The sequence below is a fragment of the Variovorax sp. GW821-FHT06D12 genome (assembly GCF_059419205.1).
Window position 1 is genome coordinate 79,010 of the sequence record NZ_JBWKRI010000006.1, and the last position, 20,602, is coordinate 99,611.

The following is a 20,602-nucleotide window of genomic DNA, read 5'->3' on the forward strand; positions in this document are numbered from 1 at the left end:
CAGGTGCTCAGCCGAAACGCACGTACTCGAAATCGACGGGCTGGCGGTTGATGCCCATCACCGGCGGCGAGATCCAGCCCGCGAACTTGCCCGGCTCGATCACGCGGCCCATCAACGATGCCACGAAAGCGAAGTCTTCGGAACTCGGCAGCCATTCGTCGCGCTTGGCGGCCCATTCGATGTCGTTCACCACGCGGCCCTCGGGCGACATCTTGATGCCGGCGAGTGCGCCGATCTGGCGGTTGAAGGCCTTGTGCGGCACGACCAGGCGGGTGGGAATGCCGGCCTTCTCGAGCACCTTGTTCCAGCGGCCGACGCCGGCCACCGAGTCCTTGATGAAGTCGTCGCGCAGGACTTCGTTCAGGGCGTTGAGCATCGGCACGTCCTTCTCGACGAGCTGGCCGTCCTTCACCTCGAGCACCTTGTAGGTCTGGCCCTTGAGCACGTGGTCGTCGTCGCGCTTGCCTTCTTCGTAGCGGCCCTTCAGACCCGAGCTGTAGAAGATGGCGGCGTTGCTCGACTGGTCGGCGCCGAACAGGTCGATGGTCACCGAGTAGTGGAAGTTCAGGTAGCGCTGGATGGTGCCCAGGTCGATGCAGCCGGCGGCGCGGATCTTCTGCGCGTCGTCGGTCTTGAGCTCGTTCATGACCTGCGCGGTGCGCGCGATGACGCGCGACACGCCGCTCTCGCCCACGAACATGTGGTGCGCCTCTTCGGTCAGCATGAACTTCGTGGTGCGCGCCAGCGGGTCGAACGCGCTCTCGGCCAGCGCGGCCAGCTGGAACTTGCCGTCGCGGTCGGTGAAGTAGGTGAACATGAAGAACGCGAGCCAGTCGGGCGTCTTCTCGTTGAAGGCGCCCAGGATGCGCGGGTTGTTGGCGTCGCCCGAGGTGCGCTGCAGCAGCGCGTCGGCCTCTTCGCGGCCGTCGCGGCCGAAGTGCTTCTGCAGCAGGTAGACCATGGCCCACAGGTGGCGGCCTTCTTCGACGTTGATCTGGAACAGGTTGCGCAGGTCGTACATCGACGGCGCCGTGAGGCCCAGGTGGCGCTGCTGCTCGACCGACGCGGGCTCGGTGTCGCCCTGCGTGACGATGATGCGGCGCAGGTTGGCGCGGTGTTCGCCGGGCACGTCCTGCCAGACCTTCTCGCCCTTGTGGTCGCCGAAGTGCACTTCGCGGTTGGCGTCGCCCGGGTTCAGGAAGATGCCCCAGCGGTAGTCGCGCATCTTCACGTGGCCGAACTGCGCCCAGCCCTGCGGGTCGACGCTCACGGCGGTGCGCAGGTACACCTCGTGGTTGGTCGAGCCTTCGGGGCCCACGTCGTCCCACCAGTTGATGAAGTTGGGCTGCCAGCCTTCGAGCGCGCGCTGCAGCGTGCGGTCTTCGCCGAGGTTGACGTTGTTGGGGATCTTCTCGCTGTAGTTGATCGTGCTCATCGTTGTTCCTTGGGTTGTGCGGACTGCTCTGTGCTCAAACGCGGTTCAGGTCGAAGCCGGCTTTCTGGCCGGTGCCGTAGACCTTCAAGGCGCCCTTCTCGCCGACGGCGTTGGGGCGGTTGAAGATCCAGTTCTGCCAGGCCGTGAGGCGGCCGAAGATGCGGGTGGCCATGTTCTCCTTGCTGGCGAAGCGCAGGTTGGCTTCGAGGCCGGTGAGTGCGTCGGGCGACATGGCGGCGCGCTCTTCGATGGCGATGCGGATCTCGTCGTCCCAGTCGATGTCGTCGGGCGCGGCGGTGACGAGGCCGAGCTTCACGGCTTCGTCGGCGTCGAGCGCCTGGCCGGCGGCGGCACGCGCGGCTTCGAGCGGCGCGGCCTCTTCGTAGAAGCGGCGCTGCAGGCGGCTCTGGTCGTTCACCATCGGGAAGAAGCCGAAGTTGAATTCGTTGAGCGTGAGCTTGGGGGCGCGCGCGGCGTCGTCGGGCAGCGCGAGCATGTAGGTGCGGTCGGCCGCGAAGGCCAGCTCGGCCAGCGTGCCGGCGAAGCACGAGCCGGCCTCGACCAGCGCGAACAGGCTGCGCGACGACACATCCAGACGCGCCAGCGTGCGGCGCAGCGCGCCGATGGTTTCGCGCACCAGCCAGTGGTCCTTGTTGGCGAACATCACGGCGTCGGAGGCGAGCACGGCGGCGGCGTCGCCTTCGGTCTTGAGCAGCCAGGTGCCGACGTCGAGTTCGTTGGTGCGCAGGTTGAGGATGGCGTCGTCGAGTTCGCGGCACACGGCCAGCGGCCACCAGGCGGCGCCCGCGGCTTCGATGGCGGCGATGTCGGCCGGCTGCGCGCCGGTGGGCGCCTTCACGGTGATCGTCGCGGTGCGCTTGCTGCGGTCGATCTGCACGTTGACGTTGGCGTACGCGATGCCGTCGGCGCTGTCGGTGCGTTCGACGCGGGTCAAGGCCACGCCCTTGGCGCCGGCGGGGCGGTCGCTGCCGGCAGCGAGTTGGGTGGCGCGTTCCTGCACGGCGGCGGGGAACTGCGCGGGCTTGGCCACGGCATCGACCAGGCGCCAGTCGACCGCGCGCTGGCCGCGCACGCCTTCGACGCTGGTGCAGAAGATGTCGGCGAGGTCATGACGCACATGGCGCTTGTCGGTCACGCGGGTCAGGCCACCGGTGCCGGGCAGCACGCCGAGCAGCGGCACTTCGGGCAGCGAGACGGACGAGGAGCGGTCGTCGACCAGCAGGATCTCGTCGCAGGCCAGTGCCAACTCGTAGCCGCCGCCAGCGCAGGCGCCGTTCACGGCCGCGAGGAACTTCAGGCCCGAGTGCTTGGAGGTGTCTTCCATGCCGTTGCGCGTCTCGTTGGTGAACTTGCAGAAGTTCACCTTCCAGGCGTGGCTGGAAACGCCGAGCATGAAGATGTTGGCGCCGGAGCAGAAGATGCGGTCCTTGCCGCTGGTGACGATCACGCTGCGCACTTCGGGGTGCTCGAAGCGGATGCGGTTGAGCGCGTCGTTCAGCTCGATGTCCACGCCCAGGTCGTAGCTGTTGAGCTTGAGCTTGTAGCCGGGGCGGATGCCGCCGTCTTCCGCGATGTCGAGCGTGAGGCGCGCAATGGCGCCGTCGAAGCTCAGCGACCAGTGGCGGTACTGGGCGGGTTCGATGCGGTAGTCGACGCGCTGGGGCGCCTGGAGCGTGGTGTCGGTCATGCGGAAGTCTCCTGTGGGGCTGTGTTCAGAAAACCGTGAACAGGAATAATAATGCACTTCCTTGTTCCGATGACATGCATCATGCTGCATGCAAACAGGCAAGTCAATGCCTGTTGTGCTTTTTTTCAGATTTCAGGCAAATGAGGGATCAGGGGGCGTGCGCAGGACACCGGGTACTTCCCTCCGCGAATGTCCCCCGGGCTTCGCCCTCCTCCTTAATTTCGCTGCGGGAAGCACCCAGTGCCCTGCGCACGGGGGCACGCGGTCGGTTCACGGCCGATCAACAACTGCTCTGAAACGCTCCCGCCGATGGGGTGCCTTGCGCAGCGAAATCAAGGAGGAGGGGCGAAGCCCCGGGGGACATTCGCGGAGCAAGGTACCCCGTCGGCGGGAGCGTCGCCCTGAACAGCGAGCGCCCCAACGCCAGCAGCAAGAAACTCAGGCCAGCCCCATCGACTGCCGGGCAACGCTGCGCAGTGCCTGGAAGCTCTGCGGCAACGTCTTCCCACTGGTATCGACCGACAGATCGGCCTTCGAATAGAAAGCGGCGCGCCCATTCAGGATGCGGCGCAGGTCTTCCATGGCCTCCTTGCTGGCCGCCATCGGGCGAGTGTCGCCCTGCGCGGCCACGCGGCCCATGTGCTCCTCGGGCGCGGCCTGCAGCCACACGGTGGTGCAGTGGGCCAGCAGCTCGTTGAAAGTGGCCGGGTCGGACACGATGCCGCCGGGCGTGGCAATGACCACCTCGCTGTAGATCTGCACCGCCTCTTCCAGCGCGCGGCGCTCGTAGCGGCGGTAGGCGTTGGTGCCGTACAGGTCGTGGATTTCGCGCACGCTGCAGCCCGCGAGCTTCTCGATCTCGCGGCTCAGCTCGATGAACGGAATTTCGAGGTCTTCGGCCAGCATCTGGCCCAGCGTCGACTTGCCCGCGCCGCGCAGCCCCACCAGCGCGATACGCCGGTGCCGCGCCGGGTCGACCGAGGCCGTGCCCAGCATCTCGCCCAGCGCCACGCGCACGCGGCGCAGGTCGGCCTCGCTGCGGTGCTCCAGCAGTTCGCGGATCAGCAGCCACTCGGGCGAGCTGGTCGTCACGTCGCCCACCAGCTCGGCCAGCGAGCAGTGCAGCGCCCCGGCCACCTGCTGCAGCACCAGGATCGATGCGTTGCCGATGCCGTATTCCAGGTTCGCCAGGTGGCGCTCCGACACGTCGGCCGACAAGGCCACCGCCTTGCGCGTGAGGCCGCGCTGCGCGCGCAGATTGCGCACGCGGTCGCCCAGTGCCACCAGCAGCGGGTTCTTGGCCTCCCCGGCCACGGCGGCGCCGTGGTGGTTGCCGGTGCCGCCCTCGGGCGCGGTGGCCAGCACCGCGTCTACATGCTCGTTCATGCCATTCCTCGTTCTTCGCCGGGATTGTGCGCGCTCAGGGTAAACACCATAGATGCACTATATTGCTTGACACCTGTTGTCTCGCTGCTTATTGTTCGATCACACGCAAGATACTGCACGCGCAGACTTCCTGCAAGAAGACGATAGTTCATCTGTTCGAGGCCCACGATGTCCGACACCCCCACGCCCGCTACCGGCAAGGCGGCATTTCACCAGCTGATCGCCGACCTGACCGCCGAGATCGCCGGCCAGCCGCTGGACGCCACGCTCGACCAGTGGCTCAACGCCACCCACGGTGCCGGCAGCACCCGTTTTGCGCAACTGCGCCAGGCCTGCATCGGCGGCGTCGCCGAAGGCTGGCTGTGCGACCGCGAAGGCGGCGGCATCAAGTACGGCCGCGTCTTCAAGGCCGAGGACGCGCTGCACCGCTTCTCGGTCGACGTGGTCGACATGCAGGACCTCGCCGGCCCGCACCACACGCACCCCAACGGCGAGATCGACCTGATCATGCCGCTGGACGACACCCCCGCCGCCACCTTCGACGGACGGCCCGCGGGCTGGTGCGTCTACGGGCCCGGCACCGCACACCGCCCGACCGTGGCCCAGGGCCGCGCGCTCGTCCTCTATCTCCTGCCCGAAGGGCAGATCAAGTTCACTTCATGACCGACCTTCTCGCCAACCACGTCGCCGGCCGCTGGCAAAGCGGCACGGGCGCCGGCACGCCCCTGTTCGACCCGGTGCTCGGCACCGAACTCGCGCGCGTCGACGCCACCGGCCTCGACCTGCCCGAAGCTTTTGCCTTTGCGCGTGAGCAAGGCGGCCGCGCGCTGCGCGCCCTCACCTACCGCCAGCGCGCCGGCCTGCTCGCCGCGCTCGTGAAGGTGCTGCAGGCGAACCGCGACGCGTACTACGAGATCGCCACCGCGAACTGCGGCACGGTGAAGAACGACTCGGCCGTCGACATCGACGGCGCGATCTTCACGCTCGGCCAGTACGCCAAGTGGGGCGATGCGCTCGGCGACATGCGCGCGCTGCGCGACGGCGAGGCCGTGAAGCTCGGCAAGGAGCCCGTGTTCCAGTCGCAGCACCTGCAGGTGCCGACGCACGGCGTGGCGCTGTTCATCAACGCCTTCAACTTCCCCTCGTGGGGCCTGTGGGAAAAGGCCGCACCCGCGCTGCTGTCGGGCGTGCCCGTGATCGTCAAGCCCGCCACGGCCACCGCCTGGCTCACGCAGCGCATGGTGAAAGACGTGGTCGATGCGGGCGTGCTGCCGGCCGGCGCGCTGTCGGTCATCTGCGGCAGCTCGGCCGGCCTGATGGACCAGCTCCGGCCTTTCGACGTGGTCTCGTTCACCGGCTCGGCCGAGACCGCCGCCATCATCCGTTCGCACCCGGCCGTGGCCGAGCGCTCGGTGCGCGTGAACATCGAGGCCGACAGCCTCAACAGCGCCCTGCTGCTGCCCGGCGCCGCGCCCGGCAGCGAAGCCTTCAACCTGCTCGTGCGCGAAGTGGTGCGCGAGATGACGGTCAAGTCCGGCCAGAAGTGCACCGCCATCCGCCGCATCCTGGTGCCGGCCGAGGTGTACGACGCCGCCGCCGAAGCCATCGGCGCCAAGCTTGCGGGCGTGACCGTCGGCAACCCGCGCAACGAGAACGTGCGCATGGGCTCGCTCGTGAGCCGCGCACAGCTGAACGCGGTGCGCGACGGCCTCGACGCGCTCGCCGCGCAGACCACCGTGCTGCACGACAGCAGTAACAAGCCCCTCATCGACGCCGACCCCGCCGTGGCCGCCTGCATCGGCCCCGTGCTGCTGGGCGCACGCGATGCCGATGCGGCGCAGCGCGTGCACGACGTGGAGGTGTTCGGCCCGGTCGCCACGCTGCTGCCTTACAACGACCTGGCGCACGGCATCGCGCTCGCGCACCGGGGCCAGGGTTCGCTCGTCACCTCGCTGTACGGCAGCGACGATGCCGCGCTGGCCCAGGCCGCGCTGTCGGTCGCGCCGAGCCACGGGCGCGTGCACGTCATCACGCCCGAGGTGGCGCAGGCCCACACCGGTCACGGCAACGTGATGCCGATGTCGCTGCACGGCGGCCCCGGCCGCGCGGGCGGCGGCGCCGAACTGGGCGGCCTGCGCGCGCTCGATTTCTATCACCGCAGGAGCGCGGTGCAGGCGAGCCCCGGCGTGCTCGCCGCCCTCGGCCTCTAGAGCCAGCCACGCACAGGCCCCAAGGAGACACACGATGAACAGCAGCCTGCCCGCACGATTCAACTTTGCCGAACACCTGTTCGCCCTCAACCGCGGCCGCGCCGAGCGCACCGCCTACATCGACGACCGCGGCACGCTGGGCTACGGCCAGCTCGAAGACCGCGCGCGCCGCCTGCCCGCCGCGCTGAAGGCCGCGGGCATCCGCCGCGAAGAGCGCGTGCTGCTGCTCATGCTCGACGGCAACGACTGGCCCGTGAGTTTCCTGGGCTGCCTCTACGCGGGCATCGTGCCGGTGGCCGTGAACACGCTGCTCACGCCCGACGACTACGCCTACATGCTCGACCACAGCCGCGCGCAGGCGGTGCTGGTGTCGGGCGCGCTGCTGCCGACCCTGCAAGATGCGATGGCGCGCGGCGGCCATGAAGTGCAGACGCTGTTCGTGTCGCAACCGACGGGCGCATTGCCCGAGGGCGCGCAGGAATTCGAAGCCGCGCTCGCCGCCGTCGAGCCCCTGCCCGCACCCGCGCTCACCGCGTCGGACGACCCGGGCTTCTGGCTCTATTCCTCCGGCTCCACCGGCAAGCCCAAGGGCACGGTGCACACGCACGCCAACCTGTGGTGGACCGCCGAGCTCTACGGCAAGCCCGTGCTCGGCCTCACCGAAGGCGACGTGTGCTTCTCGGCCGCCAAGATGTACTTCGCGTACGGCCTGGGCAATGCGCTGACCTTCCCGCTGTCGGTGGGCGCCACCGTCGTGCTGATGGCCGAGCGCCCCACGCCCGATGCCACCTTCCGCCGCTGGACCGAGCACAAGCCCACGGTATTTTTCGGCGCGCCCACCGGCTTCGCGGGCATGCTCGCCTCGCCGAAGCTGCCGGCGCGCGAAGCCGTGGCGCTGCGCATGTGCTCGTCGGCCGGCGAGGCGCTGCCCGGCGAGATCGCACAGCGCTTCAAGACGCACTTCGGCTGCGAGATCATCGACGGCATCGGCTCGACCGAGATGCTGCACATCTTCATCTCCAACCGCCCCGGTGACGTGCGCTACGGCACCACGGGCAAGCCGGTGGACGGCTACGAGGTCGAGCTGCGCGGCGAAGACGGCCGCCCCGTGCCCGACGGCGAGGTGGGCGACCTGTACATCCGCGGCCCGAGCTCGGCGCTCATGTACTGGTGCAACCGCGAGAAATCGCGCGACACCTTCCAGGGCGGCTGGACCAAGAGCGGCGACAAGTACACGCGCGACGCCGACGGCTACTTCACCTATGCGGGCCGCAGCGACGACATGCTCAAGGTCAGCGGCATCTACGTCTCGCCCTTCGAGGTCGAGGCCACGCTGATGCAGCACCCCGCCGTGCTCGAGGCCGCCGTCATCGGCAAGGACGACGCCGACGGGCTCACGAAGACCAAGGCCTTCGTGGTGCTCAAGGACGGCGCCGCTGCCACCGAGGACGAGCTCAAGGCCTTCGTGAAGGAGCGCCTGGCGCCCTACAAGTACCCGCGCTTCCTGGAGTTCGTGAGCGAGCTGCCGAAGACGGCCACCGGCAAGATCCAGCGCTTCCGGCTGCGCGAACGCGAGAAGCAGGCATGAGCACGCCGACGGTTGCCACCGACTTCGCCACCATCGACTGGCGCGGGCGCACCGTGCGCATCGAGTGCCAATGGATCGCCCCCGAACGCGGCACCGACACCCCGCTCATCGTGTTCCTGCACGAAGGCCTGGGCTCCGTCGCGATGTGGAAGGACTTCCCCGCCCAGGTCTGCGAAGCCGCCGGCGCGCGCGGGCTCGTGTTCTCGCGCCCCGGCTACGGGCGCTCCACGCCGCGCGCCGAGGACGAGATCTGGAACGTCGACTTCATGCACCGCCAGGCGCACGAGGTGCTGCCCGCGCTGTTCGCCGCGCTGAAGCTCGGCGACGAGAAGCCCTGGCTCTTCGGCCACAGCGACGGCGGCTCGATCTCGCTGCTGTACGCCTCGCGCTTTTCGGACAGGGTCGCGGGCCTCGTGGTGCTCGCGCCGCACATCTTCGTGGAGGACAAGACCGTCGCGAACATCGAGATCGCACGCACTGCCTACCGCACGACCGACCTGCCCAGCAAGCTCGGCCGCTACCACGACAGCGCCGACTCGGCCTTCTGGGGCTGGAACCGCATCTGGCTGCACCCGCCCTTTCGCGACTGGAACATCGAGGCCGAGCTGGCCACCATCCGCTGCCCCGTGCTCGCGGTGCAGGGCATCGACGACGCGTACGGCACGCTCGCGCAGATCCGCGACATCGCCCCGCGCGTGGCGGGAACATGCGAGCTGCTCGAAATCCCTGAATGCGGGCATTCCCCGCATCGCGATCAGCCGGATCGTGTCATCGTCGCGACCGCTTCTTTCATCACCAACAACAGGAGACAGACACCATGACGAACCTTCGCACCGCGCGCCTGGCGCTCACGGCCATCGCCTTCGCCGCCCTGGCCTCCGCGGCCGGCGCACAGGGCACGGCAAAGCTCAAGGTCGGCCTCATGCTGCCCTACAGCGGTACCTACACCGCCCTGGGCGTGGCCATTGAAAACGGCTTCAAGCTCTACGTGGAACAGCAGGGCGGCAAGCTGGCCGGCCGCGAGATCGAATACTTCAAGGTCGACGACGAGTCCGACCCCGCCAAGGCCACCGACAACGTCAACAAGCTCATCAAGCGCGACAACGTCGACGTGATCGTGGGTACCGTGCACTCGGGCGTGGCGATGGCCATGGCCAAGGCCGCCAAGGAAAGCGGCACCGTGCTCATCGTGCCCAACGCCGGCGCCGACGCGGTGACGGGCCCGATGTGCGCGCCCAACATCTTCCGCAGCTCGTTCAGCAACTGGCAGCCGGCCTACGCCATGGGCGAGGTGGCGGCCAAGCAGCAGGGCAAGAAGAAGGTCATGACCATCACCTGGAAGTACGCGGCCGGCGAAGAGTCGGTCAACGGCTTCAAGGAAGGCTTCGAGAAGAACGGCGGCAAGGTCGACAAGCAGCTCACCCTGCCCTTCCCCAACGTGGAGTTCCAGGCCCTGCTGACCGAGATCGCGGCGGCCAAGCCCGATGCGGTGTACGCCTTCTTCGCGGGCGGCGGCGCGGTGAAGTTCGTCAAGGACTACCAGGCCGCCGGCCTGAACAAGACCATCCCGCTGTACGGCCCCGGCTTCCTGACCGACGGCACGCTCGACGCGCAAGGCGAATCGGCGCAAGGCATGCTCACCACGCTGCACTACGCCGACGGCCTGAACACCCCGCGCGACAACGCCTTCCGCGTGGCCTATGCCAAGTCGTTCAAGCTGCAGCCCGACGTGTACGCGGTGCAGGGCTACGACGCCGCGCAGATGCTGGGCGTGGGCCTGAATGCCACCAAGGGCGACATCTCGAAGAAGGCCGAGTTCACGGGCGCGATCGAGAAGGCCAAGATCGACAGCCCGCGCGGCACCTTCACGGTGAGCAAGTCGCACAACCCGGTGCAGGACATCTACCTGCGCAAGGTCGAGGGCAAGGAAAACAAGCTGGTGAGCACCGCGATCAAGGGTCTCTCGGACCCGGCTCGCGGCTGCCGGATGTAAGCAAGGCCACGGGCCTTCGGTTCTCTCTCGTTCCCTCGCGGCCCTGACCGGGTTCAGGGCCGCGAGCCGCCTTGCGGCAACCACACTCAACTGGGATCACACGGTGGATTTCGGAACCTTCTTGGTGCAGTGCCTGAACTCCGTTCAATACGGCCTGCTGCTCTTTCTCGTGGCCTCGGGGCTGACGCTGATCTTCGGGATCATGGGCGTCATCAACCTCGCCCACGGGAGCTTCTACATGATCGGCGCCTACATGGCGTTCTCGCTGGCGCCGCTGTTCGGCGACCAGTTCCTGCTGATGCTGGTGGCCGGCGTGGTGCTGGCCGCGATCTTCGGCTATGTGCTGGAGTGGGCCTTCTTCAGCTACCTCTACCAGCGCGACCACCTGCAGCAGGTGCTCATGACCTACGGGCTCATCCTGGTGTTCGAGGAACTGCGCTCCATCTTCGTGGGCAACGACGTGCACGGCGTGAAGGTGCCCGCGTGGCTGGACGGCAGCTTCGCGCTGGGCAACGTCATGAGCTACCCGTGGTATCGCCTGTTTGCCTCGGCCGCCTGCATCGTGCTGGCCGTGGGCCTGTACTACGTGGTGAACCGCACGCGCCTGGGCATGATGATCCGCGCCGGCGCGAGCAACCGCGACATGGTGCGCGGCCTGGGCATCGACGTGAAGCGGCTGTACCGCATCGTGTTCGCGGCCGGCGTGGCGCTGGCGGCGCTGGCCGGCATGATCGCCGCGCCCATGTCCTCGGTGTACCCGAACATGGGCGCGAGCGTGCTCATCATCTGCTTCGTGCTGGTGGTGATCGGCGGCATCGGCTCGATCACGGGGGCGCTCGTGGCCTCGCTGCTGGTGGGCTTCGTCGACACCTTCGGCAAGGTGTTCTTCGCCGACCTGGCGGGCATCGGCATCTACCTTCTGATGGCCATCGTGCTGATCTGGAAGCCCGAAGGCTTGATGGGGAGGCGGCCATGAGCCCGGTGGTTGCATCCGCACCTTCGTCGCCGCGGCGTGGTGCCTTCATCGTGCCCGTGCTGTGCTCCATCGCCCTCGCCGTGGCCGGCCCGCTGCTGGGCAACTACGCGTCGGACTTCATCGTCAAGGTGATGATCCTGTCGATCTTCGCGCTCAGCCTGGAGCTGCTGGTGGGCATGACCGGGCTCGTGAGCCTGGGCCACGCGGCCTTCTACGGCATCGGCGCGTACGTCACCGTGCTGGCCTCGGGCAACGAGGGCGGCAACTTCGCAGTGCTGCTGGTGCTGTCGATGGGCGCGGCGGCGCTGTATGCGCTGTTCGTGGGCGCACTGAGCCTGCGCACGCGCGGCGTGTACTTCATCATGGTCACGCTGGCCTTTGCGCAGATGGCCTTCTTCGTGTTCCACGACACCAAGGTCGGCGGCGGCAGCGACGGCATCTACCTGTACGTGCGCCCGGCCCTCGGCGCGCTCGACATGGAGAACCGCACGGTGCTGTTCTACGTGGTGCTGGCGGCGCTGGTGTTCACCTACGGCCTGCTGGCGCTCATCCGCCGCTCGCGCTTTGGCGCGGCGCTCGCGGGCATCCGCGTGAACGAGCAGCGCATGCGCGCGGCGGGCTTCGCGGTGTATGGCTACAAGCTCGCGGCCTTCGTGCTCGCGGGCGCGCTGGCCGGGCTCGCGGGCTTCCTGCTGGCCTCGCGCGACGGCGTGGTCAACCCCGAACTGATGGCCTGGCACAACTCGGGCGAGGTGCTGCTGATGGTGATCCTGGGCGGCCTCGGCCACCTGCGCGGCGCGGTGATCGGCGCCGTGGCCTTCACGCTGCTGAAGGAAATCTTCTCCACCCACGCCGTGATGGGCCCGCTGGCCGACCACTGGCAGCTCACGCTGGGCATCGCCATCATCGTGTTCGTGGCGCTGCTGCCCAAGGGCCTGATCGGCCTGGTGCAGCGCCTGTCGCCGAAGGGAGGCGCATGACCGCCGCACTGCTGTCCGTGGACAAGCTCACGCGCCGCTTCGGCGGCCTCACGGCCGTCAACGCCGTCACGCTCGACCTGCACATCGGCGAGGTGCATGCGGTGATCGGCACCAACGGCGCCGGCAAGTCGACGCTCATCAACATGCTCTCGGGAGAGATCGAGGCCTCCGAAGGCCGCATCGCGTTGGACGGCGTGGACATCACCGCGCGCGCGCAATCGCGCCGCGCCCGCGACGGCGTGGGCCGCAGCTACCAGCGCACCACCATCTTCCCGGAGTTCACCGTGCACGAGAACTGCCGCCTCGCCGCGCAGGCCGCCACGGCAAAACCGTGGGCGATCTGGCAGTCGTCGCAGCGCTGCGCCACCAGCAACGCCTCGGCCGACGCCGCGCTCGAAGCGGCGGGCCTCACGGCCGAAGCCCGGCGCGTCGCCGGCACGCTGAGCCACGGCGCGCAGCGTCAGCTCGAAGTGGCGATGTGCCTGGCCACCCACCCGCGTGTGCTGCTGCTCGACGAACCGCTCGCCGGCATGGGCGCCGAGGAAACCGACCGCATGCTCACGCTGCTCGCGCGGCTGAAGGCCACGCACGCCATCCTGCTGGTGGAGCACGACATGGACGCCGTGTTCCGCATCGCCGACCGCATCACGGTGATGGTGAACGGCACCGTCATCGCCACGGGCAACCCACAAGAAATTCGCGAGAACCCCGAGGTCCGCACGGCCTACCTCGGCGAGGAGCAACACTGATGCTGATCGTTCGCGACCTCAACACCTACTACGGCAACAGCCACATCCTGCGCGGCGTGCATGCCGGCATTCCCGCGGCGACCTCGGTCGGCCTGCTCGGGCGCAACGGCATGGGCAAGACCACGCTGATCCGCACCATCATGGGCTACGTGCGCCCGGCCTCCGGCGAGGTGCAGGTCGACGGCCGCACCGTCACCGGCCTGCCGCCCGAGAAGATGGCGCGGCTGGGCATCGGCTACGTGCCCGAGGGGCGCGGCATCTTCCCGAACCTGTCGGTGCGCGAGAACCTCGTGATGAGCGAACGCGCCGGCATCGACGGCCAGCGCGCCTGGACCTTCGACCGCGTGATGGCCACCTTCCCGCGCCTGTCGGAACGGCTCTCGCACGGCGGCCAGCAGCTGTCGGGCGGCGAGCAGCAGATGCTCTCCATCGGTCGCGCGCTCATGACCAACCCGCGCCTCTTGATCCTCGACGAAGCCACCGAAGGCCTCGCGCCGCTGATCGTGGCCGAGATCTGGCGCGTGATCAGCGAGATCCGCGCGACCGGCATCGCCACGCTGATCGTCGACCGCGACTACCGCAAGGTGCTCGCGCACACGGACCTGGCGGTGGTGATGGAGAAGGGGCAGATCGTGCGGCATGGGGCTTCGGCCGATCTGCTGGCCGAGCCGCAGGTGCTGGAGGAATTGCTGGGGGTTTGAGACTGGCGCAGGAACACTCCACGCGGGATTTCCAGGAGCGCTCCAGCGGTGCGCTTGACCTAAATTGAAGGCCTTCAAACAAGAGGGAGGCACATCATGCTCAAGGTCATCAATCAGGTCAGCCTCAAGCGGGCCACCAACCCCCAACACGGGAACATCCAGACATTCCTGGAACAGTTGCTGGTAGAAGTGGTATCGGGAAACTATCGATACTTTCTCAACGAACATCTCATCAACTCGGCCCCCGACCTCGACGAAGCTGAAGCGTATTGCTGGCCTCCCCTCCTAGCCAACGAGCGTCAGGTTTCCGGTCTCTTCGCCAATGCCCTGGCCGCAGTTTGTCCGGTGTCACGGCCGGAATTCACGATCTCCCGTCCCGGCGTCACAGACAAGCGCGGTAAGGTGGGACCGGAGCGCAGCGGACGCATCGACTTTTTCGCCACGTATGGAAAGCGCTGCATCGGGTTGGAGCTCAAGCAGATTCCAATCTCGTCGCTGGGCGATACCGCAGCCAAGCGCGGACTCTCGGACCGATGGGACAGCGTCAAGGAGCAGTCATCCCAAGCGTTGTGGCACTTTCGCAAAGCCCCTCGCATCTACCCCCATCCGGTGACGGTGGGACTCCTGGTAATTCGCGTGAGCCGAAAGGTCTCACGGAGGAAAGCCCCCGCCGATGTCCGCACGGAGGCCGTGAACCAAATGACCTCGATGCTGCAAGACATCAGCTCCAGCCTGAAGCCTGACTTCCTTGCGCACTATGTACCGCCGGTCGAGATGCAGACGTTTCTGGGCTGGGGAAAGAACGAGGATGAGTACCGGGTTTTCCCAGGCGTCATCTTCGCCGGCATCGTTCACGGAAAGCAGGCTGCGAAAAATTAGGCCGACAAAGGAGCCATAACGAGGCCCACCGGGTTTCACCTCTGTCCTGCGACAGCGCGACAGCCGAATCATGTCCGGCTGCGCAGCCCCTCCCCGTGCCGCGCCCACTCCACGCACGAGGCTGCGCATGACGTCCCTGCAATCGCGCCACATCGACAACGTCTATTCGATCGCCACCGGCACGGCGCTGCGGGCCGATCCGGCGGCGAGCCTGGTGCACAAGTCGTGGGCGCGCTGCGTGCGCGACCACGGGCTCGATCCGTCGCGACCGACGCCCGCGCGCATCCTGCCGGCGCAGGAGGTGCGCGTGCACCAGCAGCAGCTCGAGCACTTCCTGCGCGCCGCGCGCGCGGGCATGGAGGACATCTACCGCCGCGTGGCCGAGCTGGGCTACATGGTGCTGCTGACCGACGCCGAGGGCATCACGGTGGACTACATCGGCAACCCGGCCTGGGACGACCAGCTGCGCCGCGCCGGCCTGTACCTGGGCGCCGACTGGAACGAGGCGCACGCCGGCACCTGCGGCGTGGGCACCTGCCTCATCGAGCGCCAGCCGATGACCTGCCACCAGACCGAGCACTTCGACGCCACGCACATCGCGCTCACCTGCACGACGGCGCCGCTGTTCGACCACAGCGGCAAGCTCACGGCCATCCTCGACGTGTCGGCGCTGCGCTCGCCCGAGGCGCGCGAGAGCCAGCACCTGGTGCGTCACCTGGTGTCGATCTACGCGCGGATGATCGAGGACGCCGACTTTCTGCGGCACTTTCGCGGCCACTGGATCCTGCGGCTGGGCAGCGCCTTCGGGCTGGTCGACGTGGCGGGCGAGGTGATGCTGGCCTTTGACGAGGGCGGCACGGTGGTGGGCGCCAACGGCGGGGCGCGCGAGGTCTTTTCGGGGCCGCAGCAACAACTGCTGGGCGGCGCGGTGTCGGCGCTGCTGCACCTGCCGATGGACGCGATCTGGCGCCTGGGCAACGGCGGTGCGTCGGCTCTGCCCTTTGCGCACACGGTGCTGCTGCCCGGCGGCGGCGAGTACCACGCCTCGCTGATCGCGCCGCGCCTGCGGCGCTCACCAGTCACGACGCCCGCATCGCCGCCGCCCCAGCCTTCGGACCGCCTGCCGCCGCTCGAGCGCATCGCGGGCGACGACGACCCCGCCATGCAGCAGCTGATCGCGCAGGCGCGCCGGCTGGTGGACCGCGGCATCCATGTGCTGGTCGAGGGCGAGACCGGCTGCGGCAAGGAGGTGCTGGCGCGCGCGCTGCATTGCGCGAGCCGGCGCGCGGCGCTGCCCTTCGTGGCGGTGAACTGCGCGGCCATTCCCGATTCGCTGATCGAGAGCGAGCTCTTCGGCTACACGCCCGGCAGTTTCACGGGCGGCCGCGCCAAGGGCATGAAGGGACTGATCGCGCAGGCCGACCGCGGCACGCTGTTTCTCGACGAGATCGGCGACATGCCGATGGCGCTGCAGACGCGGCTGCTGCGCGTGCTGTCCGAAGGCGAGGTGCTGCCGCTGGGGGCCGAGTCGCCGCAGCGCGTGGACCTTGCGGTGGTGGCGGCCACGCACCGCGACCTGTCGGCGCTGGTCGCGGCCGGGCGCTTTCGCGAGGACCTGTACTACCGCCTGTGCGGCGCGGTGCTGAAGCTGCCGCCGCTGCGCGCACGGCGCGACCGGCGCTACCTGATCGAGGCGATGTTCCATGAAGAGGCCGCGGCGATGGGCTCGACCGCGCGGCTGTCGGAAGCGGCGATGCTGCGGCTGATGGCGCACGACTGGCCGGGCAACCTGCGCGAGTTGCGCAATGTGCTGCGGTTGGCGCTGGCGCTCTGCACGGGCGCGAGCATCACGCCCGAGGAGCTGCGCCTGGCGCCGCATCGTCCGTCGCTCGACCGCTGTGACACATCACCCACGCCGGCAGACGACGACGACAGCGCCGCCGACGCCACGCGCCTGCTCGACGCGCTGCAGCGCCACCGCTGGCATGTGGCACGGGCCGCGCAGGCGCTCGGTATCAGCCGCGCCACCGCGTACCGCCACATGAAGCGCTTCGGCATCGTGGCGCCGCAGCGCGGCTAGCGCCTCAGGATCTGCGCGATCGCGCGCACGGCCGTGCCCAGGCCGTCTTCCGCGCGCATGCGTTCGCCCAGTGCACGGGCCCGCGCGCGCACCTGCGGGTCGTGCGCAAAGGCAATGCCGCGCGCCAGGTCGTCCGCACCGAACCGGCCGCCGGCTACGGCGGGCGGTGCCACACCCGCCTGCGCGAGGTGGTGCGCCCAGAACGCCTGGTCGCCCGCGAAGGGCACGACCACCGAAGGCACGCCCGCGCGCGCGGCCGAGTGGCTGGTGCCCGAGCCGCCGTGGTGCACCACCAGCGCCATCCGCGGAAACAGCCAGTCGTGCGGCGTGTCACCGATGACGTGGAAGTTCGGCGGCGGCTGTGCCCCATCGAGGCCGCTCCATCCGGGGTGCAGCACCGCGCGCCGGCCGGCGATGCCGTCGACGAGGGCCGCGAGCAGCCGCGCCTTGTCGAAGCCCGTCATGCTGCCGAAGCCGATGTAGACGGGCGCCTCGCCGGCCGCGAGGAAGTCGCGCAGCGCCGGCGACGGCTGCCAGTCGGGCACGGGCGCGAGCCACTGGCCGCACACGGCGGCGTTGGCGGGCCAGTCGGCCGGGCGCGGCAGCAGGCTCGGCGAATAGCCGTAGAGCGCGGGGTGCGTGGTCCACAGGCGGCGGCGCGGCGGCAGGCCGCAGACCTCGGCGCGCGCGGCATTCACGGCCGGCCGGAAGGCGCGCCAGAGCAGCCCGTTGACGAGGTGGTGGCTCGCGCGGTTCAAGAAGCGCGGCACGCGGGCGGGCGGCAGAAAGGGCGAGGCGAACGCGGCCGTCGGCGTGAGCGGGAACATGCCCGCGCCGATGGCGGGCACGCCCAGCGCCTCGGCCGCCGACAGGCCCACGAAGGCCGCGAGCCCCGCGCAGACGATCGCATCGCAGCCCTGCGCGGCCTCCACGGTCTGGCGCAGCCAGAGCGTGGCGTTGGCATTGGCGATGTCTGCGAGCGCCTTCGCGGCGGCGGCCGGTTTGTCGCCCTGCGCGATGACGCCACCGAGCGCCTGCCGGATGTCGCCGGCCAGCGCCTGCGAGCGCACGCCGAGCCGTTCGGCCGCGCCGAGCGTGGTCGCGTCCGCCAGCAGCACCGACGCATGGCCCGCGTCGTCCAGCGCGCGGCACAGCGCGGCGAGTGGGCGGGCGTCGCCCTCGGTGCCGTAGGTGAGCACGGCGATCTTCATGGGACGCGTCTCCTTGCAGTGGGTTTGGGGGTCGCGCGCGCGCCGCCGACGAAGAGGTCGACGACCACCGCGAACTCGTCGCGCAGCACGAGGCCGGGCAGCGTGAGCCAACGCATCAGCGCGCCGAAGTACAGGTGGTGCAGCAGGCTCGCGAGGTGCGCGGCCGAGACGTCGGTGCGCAGCGTGCCGGCCTGCTGGGCGGCGGCAATGAGCGCTTCGAACAGCCCCGACAGGTCGCGCGGCGTGCCGCGGTCGCCGCCGCCGAGTTCGCTCTCGATGTTGAGGAAGCGAAAGCGGAAGTAGTCGAGCAGGTAGGCCCGGTAGCGCTCGGACCAGTCGGCCGAGGCATCGAGCAGGCCGGTGAGCTGCGCCGTGAAGCCCGCCTTCGGGTCGATGGCCTCGTGCAGGCGCTGCGCATCGACCACGAGTTCGAGATGCACCCAGTGCGCCAGGATCGCTTCCTTGGTCGGGAAGTGGTTGTAGAGCGTGCCCTTGGCCACGTCGGACTGCTGCGCGATCTGCTCCATGGTGGTCGCGTCGTAGCCCTGGGCTTCGAACAGGCGCATGGCGGTGGCGGCGACGTGGTCGAGCGTCTGGGTGCGGCGGCGCTCGCGGCGGCCTGGGGGGTCTGGTTCGGTCACGGTTCGCAGCCCTTGAATTTGAACGTCGTCCAATTTTAGACGTCGTTCAGATTCTCATGCATCGTCTCAGTCTCGGTGAGACAGCGACAGGTGCCTGCGACAAAACCGCCGCCAACCCCTTGATTCTTCGTCGCCCCCTGCACGGCACGAAAGCTGCGCCACGCTCTTCGCGTGCGCCTTGCCGCGCCGCGATTCGATTCGATTCGTTCAACGACACAACGGAGACATGCAATGACAGACCCGACCACCGGCCCCACCCGGGCCGCCGCCCAATGGCTGGCCGACTTCGCCGCCGCGCTCGCACGCGGCGACATCGATGCGGCCGTCTCGCTGTTCGAGGCCGACAGCTACTGGCGCGACCTCGTCGCGTTCACCTGGAACCTCCGCACGCAGGAAGGCGCGGGCGCCATCCGCGCGATGCTGCAGGCGCGCCTGGCCGACACGCAGCCCACGGCCTTCGCGCTCGAAGGCGAGGCGACCGAGGCCGACGGCGTGGTCGATGCGTGGTTCGGCTTCGAGACGCGCGTGGCGCGCGGGCGCGGCCACGTGCGCTTGCGCAATGGCAAGGCCTGGACGCTGCTCACCACCATGACCGAGCTGAAGGGCTTCGAGGAAAAGACCGGCGACAACCGCATCAAGGGCGCGGAGCACGGCGTGCACAAGGGCCGCAAGAACTGGCTCGAGAAGCGCCGCGACGAAGAGGCCGCGCTGGGCTACACCGAGCAGCCCGAGGTGGTGATCATCGGCGGCGGCCAGGGCGGCATCGCGCTGGGGGCGCGGCTGCGGCGGCTGGGCGTGCCGACGATCATCGTGGAGCGCAACGCCAAGGCCGGCGACTCCTGGCGCAAGCGCTACAAGTCGCTGTGCCTGCACGACCCGGTCTGGTACGACCACCTGCCCTACATGCCCTTCCCCGACGACTGGCCGGTGTTCGCGCCCAAGGACAAGATCGGCGACTGGCTCGAGATGTACACCAAGATCATGGAGCTCAACTACTGGAGCTCCACGAACGCCACCAAGGCGCGCTTCGACGAGGCCACGCAGCGCTGGGAGGTGCAGGTGGAGCGCGAAGGCAAGCCCGTGACGCTGCGCCCGAAGCAGCTGGTGTTCGCGCTCGGCGTGTCGGGCTATCCGAACGTGCCGAAGGTGGCGGGCGCCGAGAACTTCCTGGGCGACCAGCACCACTCCAGCCAGCACCCCGGGCCCGAGGCCTACGCGGGCAAGAAGTGCGTGGTGCTGGGCTCGAACAACTCGGCGCACGACATCTGCGCCGCGCTGTGGGAGCACGGCGCCGACGTGACGATGGTGCAGCGCTCGTCCACGCACATCGCGCCCTCGCAGTCGCTCATGGAGCTGGCGCTGGGCGGGCTGTATTCCGAGCAGGCGGTGAAGAGCGGCATCGACCACCACAAGGGCGACCTGATCTTCGCCTCGGTGCCCTACAAGATCATGCACACCTTCCACATCCCGGTGTACGAGGAGATGAAGAAGCGCGACGCCGACCTGTATGCGCGCCTGGAAAAGGCCGGCTTCCTGCTCGACTTCGGCGTGGACGGCTCGGGCCTGTTCATGAAGTACCTGCGGCGCGGCTCGGGCTACTACATCGACGTGGGCGCCTCGGAGCTGGTGGCCAACGGCAGCATCCACCTCAAGAGCGGCGTGAACATCGAGCGCGTGAACGAACGCTCGGTCACGCTCACCGACGGCACCGAGCTGCCGGCCGACCTGCTGGTGTACGCCACGGGCTACGGCTCGATGAACGGCTGGCTCGCCGACCTGATCTCGCCCGAGACCGCCGACAAGGTCGGCAAGTGCTGGGGCCTGGGCTCCGACACGCCGAAGGACCCGGGTCCGTGGGAAGGCGAGCTGCGCAACATGTGGAAGCCGACGCAGGTGCCCCAGCTGTGGTTCCACGGCGGCAACCTGCACCAGTCGCGCCACTACTCGCAGTTTTTGGCGCTGCAGCTGAAGGCGCGCATGGAAGGGATCGACACGCCGGTGTACGAGCTGGCGGCGTCGCACCACAAGCGCTGAGCGGCTCCGGCTTCCTCTCCCCTCGGGGAGA

The 20,602-nt window shown here is 68.8% G+C and carries 17 protein-coding genes; 12 read left to right on the forward strand and 5 right to left on the reverse strand.

Annotated elements, in window-relative coordinates; genetic code table 11:
* Positions 1-7: 7 nt before the first annotated feature.
* The 3 genes from boxB to AC07SQ_RS19335 all read right to left on the reverse strand — a co-directional run bounded on the left by boxB (position 8) and on the right by AC07SQ_RS19335 (position 4,529).
* Positions 8-1,435, reverse strand: a complete 1,428-nt coding sequence (gene boxB / locus AC07SQ_RS19325; RefSeq protein ID WP_062470322.1) for a benzoyl-CoA 2,3-epoxidase subunit BoxB — start codon at positions 1,433-1,435, stop codon at positions 8-10.
* 34 nt (positions 1,436-1,469) lie between these two features.
* Positions 1,470-3,143, reverse strand: coding sequence for a 2,3-epoxybenzoyl-CoA dihydrolase (boxC, locus tag AC07SQ_RS19330; protein WP_062470320.1), 1,674 nt, complete (start codon positions 3,141-3,143; stop codon positions 1,470-1,472).
* A gap of 438 nt (positions 3,144-3,581) precedes the next feature.
* Positions 3,582-4,529, reverse strand: coding sequence for a helix-turn-helix transcriptional regulator (locus AC07SQ_RS19335; protein ID WP_495272556.1), 948 nt, complete (start codon positions 4,527-4,529; stop codon positions 3,582-3,584).
* A 168-nt stretch (positions 4,530-4,697) separates the two neighbouring features.
* Here AC07SQ_RS19335 and AC07SQ_RS19340 point away from each other — a divergent pair, with 168 nt between their 5' ends.
* The 11 genes from AC07SQ_RS19340 (at position 4,698) to AC07SQ_RS19390 (ending at position 16,685) form a co-directional block, all read left to right on the forward strand.
* The gene (locus tag AC07SQ_RS19340) at positions 4,698-5,192 is read left to right on the forward strand and encodes a 4-hydroxylaminobenzoate lyase (RefSeq protein WP_495272557.1); all 495 of its coding nucleotides are present in this window, start codon (positions 4,698-4,700) and stop codon (positions 5,190-5,192) included.
* Entirely contained in the window at positions 5,189-6,739 is a 1,551-nt protein-coding gene (locus AC07SQ_RS19345) for a 3,4-dehydroadipyl-CoA semialdehyde dehydrogenase (protein ID WP_495272558.1), read from the forward strand. Before AC07SQ_RS19340 ends, AC07SQ_RS19345 begins: the two co-directional genes overlap by 4 nt.
* A gap of 34 nt (positions 6,740-6,773) precedes the next feature.
* On the forward strand, positions 6,774-8,327 hold the full coding sequence (locus AC07SQ_RS19350; RefSeq protein WP_495272559.1) for a benzoate-CoA ligase family protein: 1,554 nt from the start codon (positions 6,774-6,776) through the stop codon (positions 8,325-8,327).
* Positions 8,324-9,148, forward strand: coding sequence for an alpha/beta fold hydrolase (locus tag AC07SQ_RS19355; protein WP_495272560.1), 825 nt, complete (start codon positions 8,324-8,326; stop codon positions 9,146-9,148). Before AC07SQ_RS19350 ends, AC07SQ_RS19355 begins: the two co-directional genes overlap by 4 nt.
* Positions 9,145-10,320: an ABC transporter substrate-binding protein gene (locus AC07SQ_RS19360; protein ID WP_070061398.1), complete on the forward strand. Its 1,176-nt coding sequence runs from the start codon at positions 9,145-9,147 to the stop codon at positions 10,318-10,320. The genes AC07SQ_RS19355 and AC07SQ_RS19360 overlap by 4 nt, the downstream gene beginning before the upstream one ends.
* 103 nt (positions 10,321-10,423) lie before the next feature.
* Positions 10,424-11,296 carry a branched-chain amino acid ABC transporter permease gene (locus AC07SQ_RS19365; protein ID WP_062470301.1) on the forward strand — a complete coding sequence of 291 codons (873 nt, stop codon included), beginning with the start codon at positions 10,424-10,426 and terminating at the stop codon, positions 11,294-11,296.
* Positions 11,293-12,276: a branched-chain amino acid ABC transporter permease gene (locus AC07SQ_RS19370; RefSeq protein ID WP_495272561.1), complete on the forward strand. Its 984-nt coding sequence runs from the start codon at positions 11,293-11,295 to the stop codon at positions 12,274-12,276. The genes AC07SQ_RS19365 and AC07SQ_RS19370 overlap by 4 nt, the downstream gene beginning before the upstream one ends.
* The gene (locus AC07SQ_RS19375; protein WP_062470295.1) at positions 12,273-13,025 is read left to right on the forward strand and encodes an ABC transporter ATP-binding protein; all 753 of its coding nucleotides are present in this window, start codon (positions 12,273-12,275) and stop codon (positions 13,023-13,025) included. The genes AC07SQ_RS19370 and AC07SQ_RS19375 overlap by 4 nt, the downstream gene beginning before the upstream one ends.
* Complete coding sequence (locus AC07SQ_RS19380; RefSeq protein ID WP_139703457.1) at positions 13,025-13,726, forward strand: ABC transporter ATP-binding protein; 702 nt, start codon at positions 13,025-13,027, stop codon at positions 13,724-13,726. The genes AC07SQ_RS19375 and AC07SQ_RS19380 overlap by 1 nt, the downstream gene beginning before the upstream one ends.
* 96 nt (positions 13,727-13,822) lie before the next feature.
* Positions 13,823-14,605, forward strand: a complete 783-nt coding sequence (locus AC07SQ_RS19385) for a hypothetical protein (RefSeq protein ID WP_495272562.1) — start codon at positions 13,823-13,825, stop codon at positions 14,603-14,605.
* Positions 14,606-14,732: 127 nt separating this feature from the next.
* Complete coding sequence (locus tag AC07SQ_RS19390; RefSeq protein WP_495272563.1) at positions 14,733-16,685, forward strand: sigma-54-dependent Fis family transcriptional regulator; 1,953 nt, start codon at positions 14,733-14,735, stop codon at positions 16,683-16,685.
* Here the strand turns inward: AC07SQ_RS19390 and AC07SQ_RS19395 are convergent.
* Together AC07SQ_RS19395 and AC07SQ_RS19400 are read right to left on the reverse strand one after the other, a co-directional pair.
* A complete protein-coding gene (locus AC07SQ_RS19395; RefSeq protein ID WP_495272564.1) occupies positions 16,682-17,896 on the reverse strand; it encodes a glycosyltransferase in 1,215 nt (404 codons plus the stop codon). The genes AC07SQ_RS19390 and AC07SQ_RS19395 overlap by 4 nt on opposite strands.
* On the reverse strand, positions 17,893-18,537 hold the full coding sequence (locus tag AC07SQ_RS19400) for a TetR/AcrR family transcriptional regulator (protein ID WP_495272565.1): 645 nt from the start codon (positions 18,535-18,537) through the stop codon (positions 17,893-17,895). The genes AC07SQ_RS19395 and AC07SQ_RS19400 overlap by 4 nt, the downstream gene beginning before the upstream one ends.
* Before the next feature lie 231 nt (positions 18,538-18,768).
* Between AC07SQ_RS19400 and AC07SQ_RS19405 the strand changes: the two genes are divergently transcribed.
* Positions 18,769-20,571 (forward strand): NAD(P)/FAD-dependent oxidoreductase, encoded by a 1,803-nt coding sequence (locus AC07SQ_RS19405; RefSeq protein ID WP_495272566.1) that lies wholly within the window; start codon positions 18,769-18,771, stop codon positions 20,569-20,571.
* The last annotated feature ends 31 nt before the right edge of the window (positions 20,572-20,602 follow it).

Excerpts from the sequence above, each read along its gene's own strand:
- boxB (WP_062470322.1), bottom strand. The coding sequence starts at position 1,435 with ATGAGCACGATCAACTACAGCGAGAAGATCCCCAACAACGTCAACCTC.
- boxC (WP_062470320.1), bottom strand. The coding sequence starts at position 3,143 with ATGACCGACACCACGCTCCAGGCGCCCCAGCGCGTCGACTACCGCATC.
- AC07SQ_RS19335 (WP_495272556.1), bottom strand. The coding sequence starts at position 4,529 with ATGAACGAGCATGTAGACGCGGTGCTGGCCACCGCGCCCGAGGGCGGC.
- AC07SQ_RS19340 (WP_495272557.1), top strand. The coding sequence starts at position 4,698 with ATGTCCGACACCCCCACGCCCGCTACCGGCAAGGCGGCATTTCACCAG.
- AC07SQ_RS19345 (WP_495272558.1), top strand. The coding sequence starts at position 5,189 with ATGACCGACCTTCTCGCCAACCACGTCGCCGGCCGCTGGCAAAGCGGC.
- AC07SQ_RS19350 (WP_495272559.1), top strand. The coding sequence starts at position 6,774 with ATGAACAGCAGCCTGCCCGCACGATTCAACTTTGCCGAACACCTGTTC.
- AC07SQ_RS19355 (WP_495272560.1), top strand. The coding sequence starts at position 8,324 with ATGAGCACGCCGACGGTTGCCACCGACTTCGCCACCATCGACTGGCGC.
- AC07SQ_RS19360 (WP_070061398.1), top strand. The coding sequence starts at position 9,145 with ATGACGAACCTTCGCACCGCGCGCCTGGCGCTCACGGCCATCGCCTTC.
- AC07SQ_RS19370 (WP_495272561.1), top strand. The coding sequence starts at position 11,293 with ATGAGCCCGGTGGTTGCATCCGCACCTTCGTCGCCGCGGCGTGGTGCC.
- AC07SQ_RS19375 (WP_062470295.1), top strand. The coding sequence starts at position 12,273 with ATGACCGCCGCACTGCTGTCCGTGGACAAGCTCACGCGCCGCTTCGGC.
- AC07SQ_RS19380 (WP_139703457.1), top strand. The coding sequence starts at position 13,025 with ATGCTGATCGTTCGCGACCTCAACACCTACTACGGCAACAGCCACATC.
- AC07SQ_RS19385 (WP_495272562.1), top strand. The coding sequence starts at position 13,823 with ATGCTCAAGGTCATCAATCAGGTCAGCCTCAAGCGGGCCACCAACCCC.
- AC07SQ_RS19390 (WP_495272563.1), top strand. The coding sequence starts at position 14,733 with ATGACGTCCCTGCAATCGCGCCACATCGACAACGTCTATTCGATCGCC.
- AC07SQ_RS19395 (WP_495272564.1), bottom strand. The coding sequence starts at position 17,896 with ATGAAGATCGCCGTGCTCACCTACGGCACCGAGGGCGACGCCCGCCCA.
- AC07SQ_RS19405 (WP_495272566.1), top strand. The coding sequence starts at position 18,769 with ATGACAGACCCGACCACCGGCCCCACCCGGGCCGCCGCCCAATGGCTG.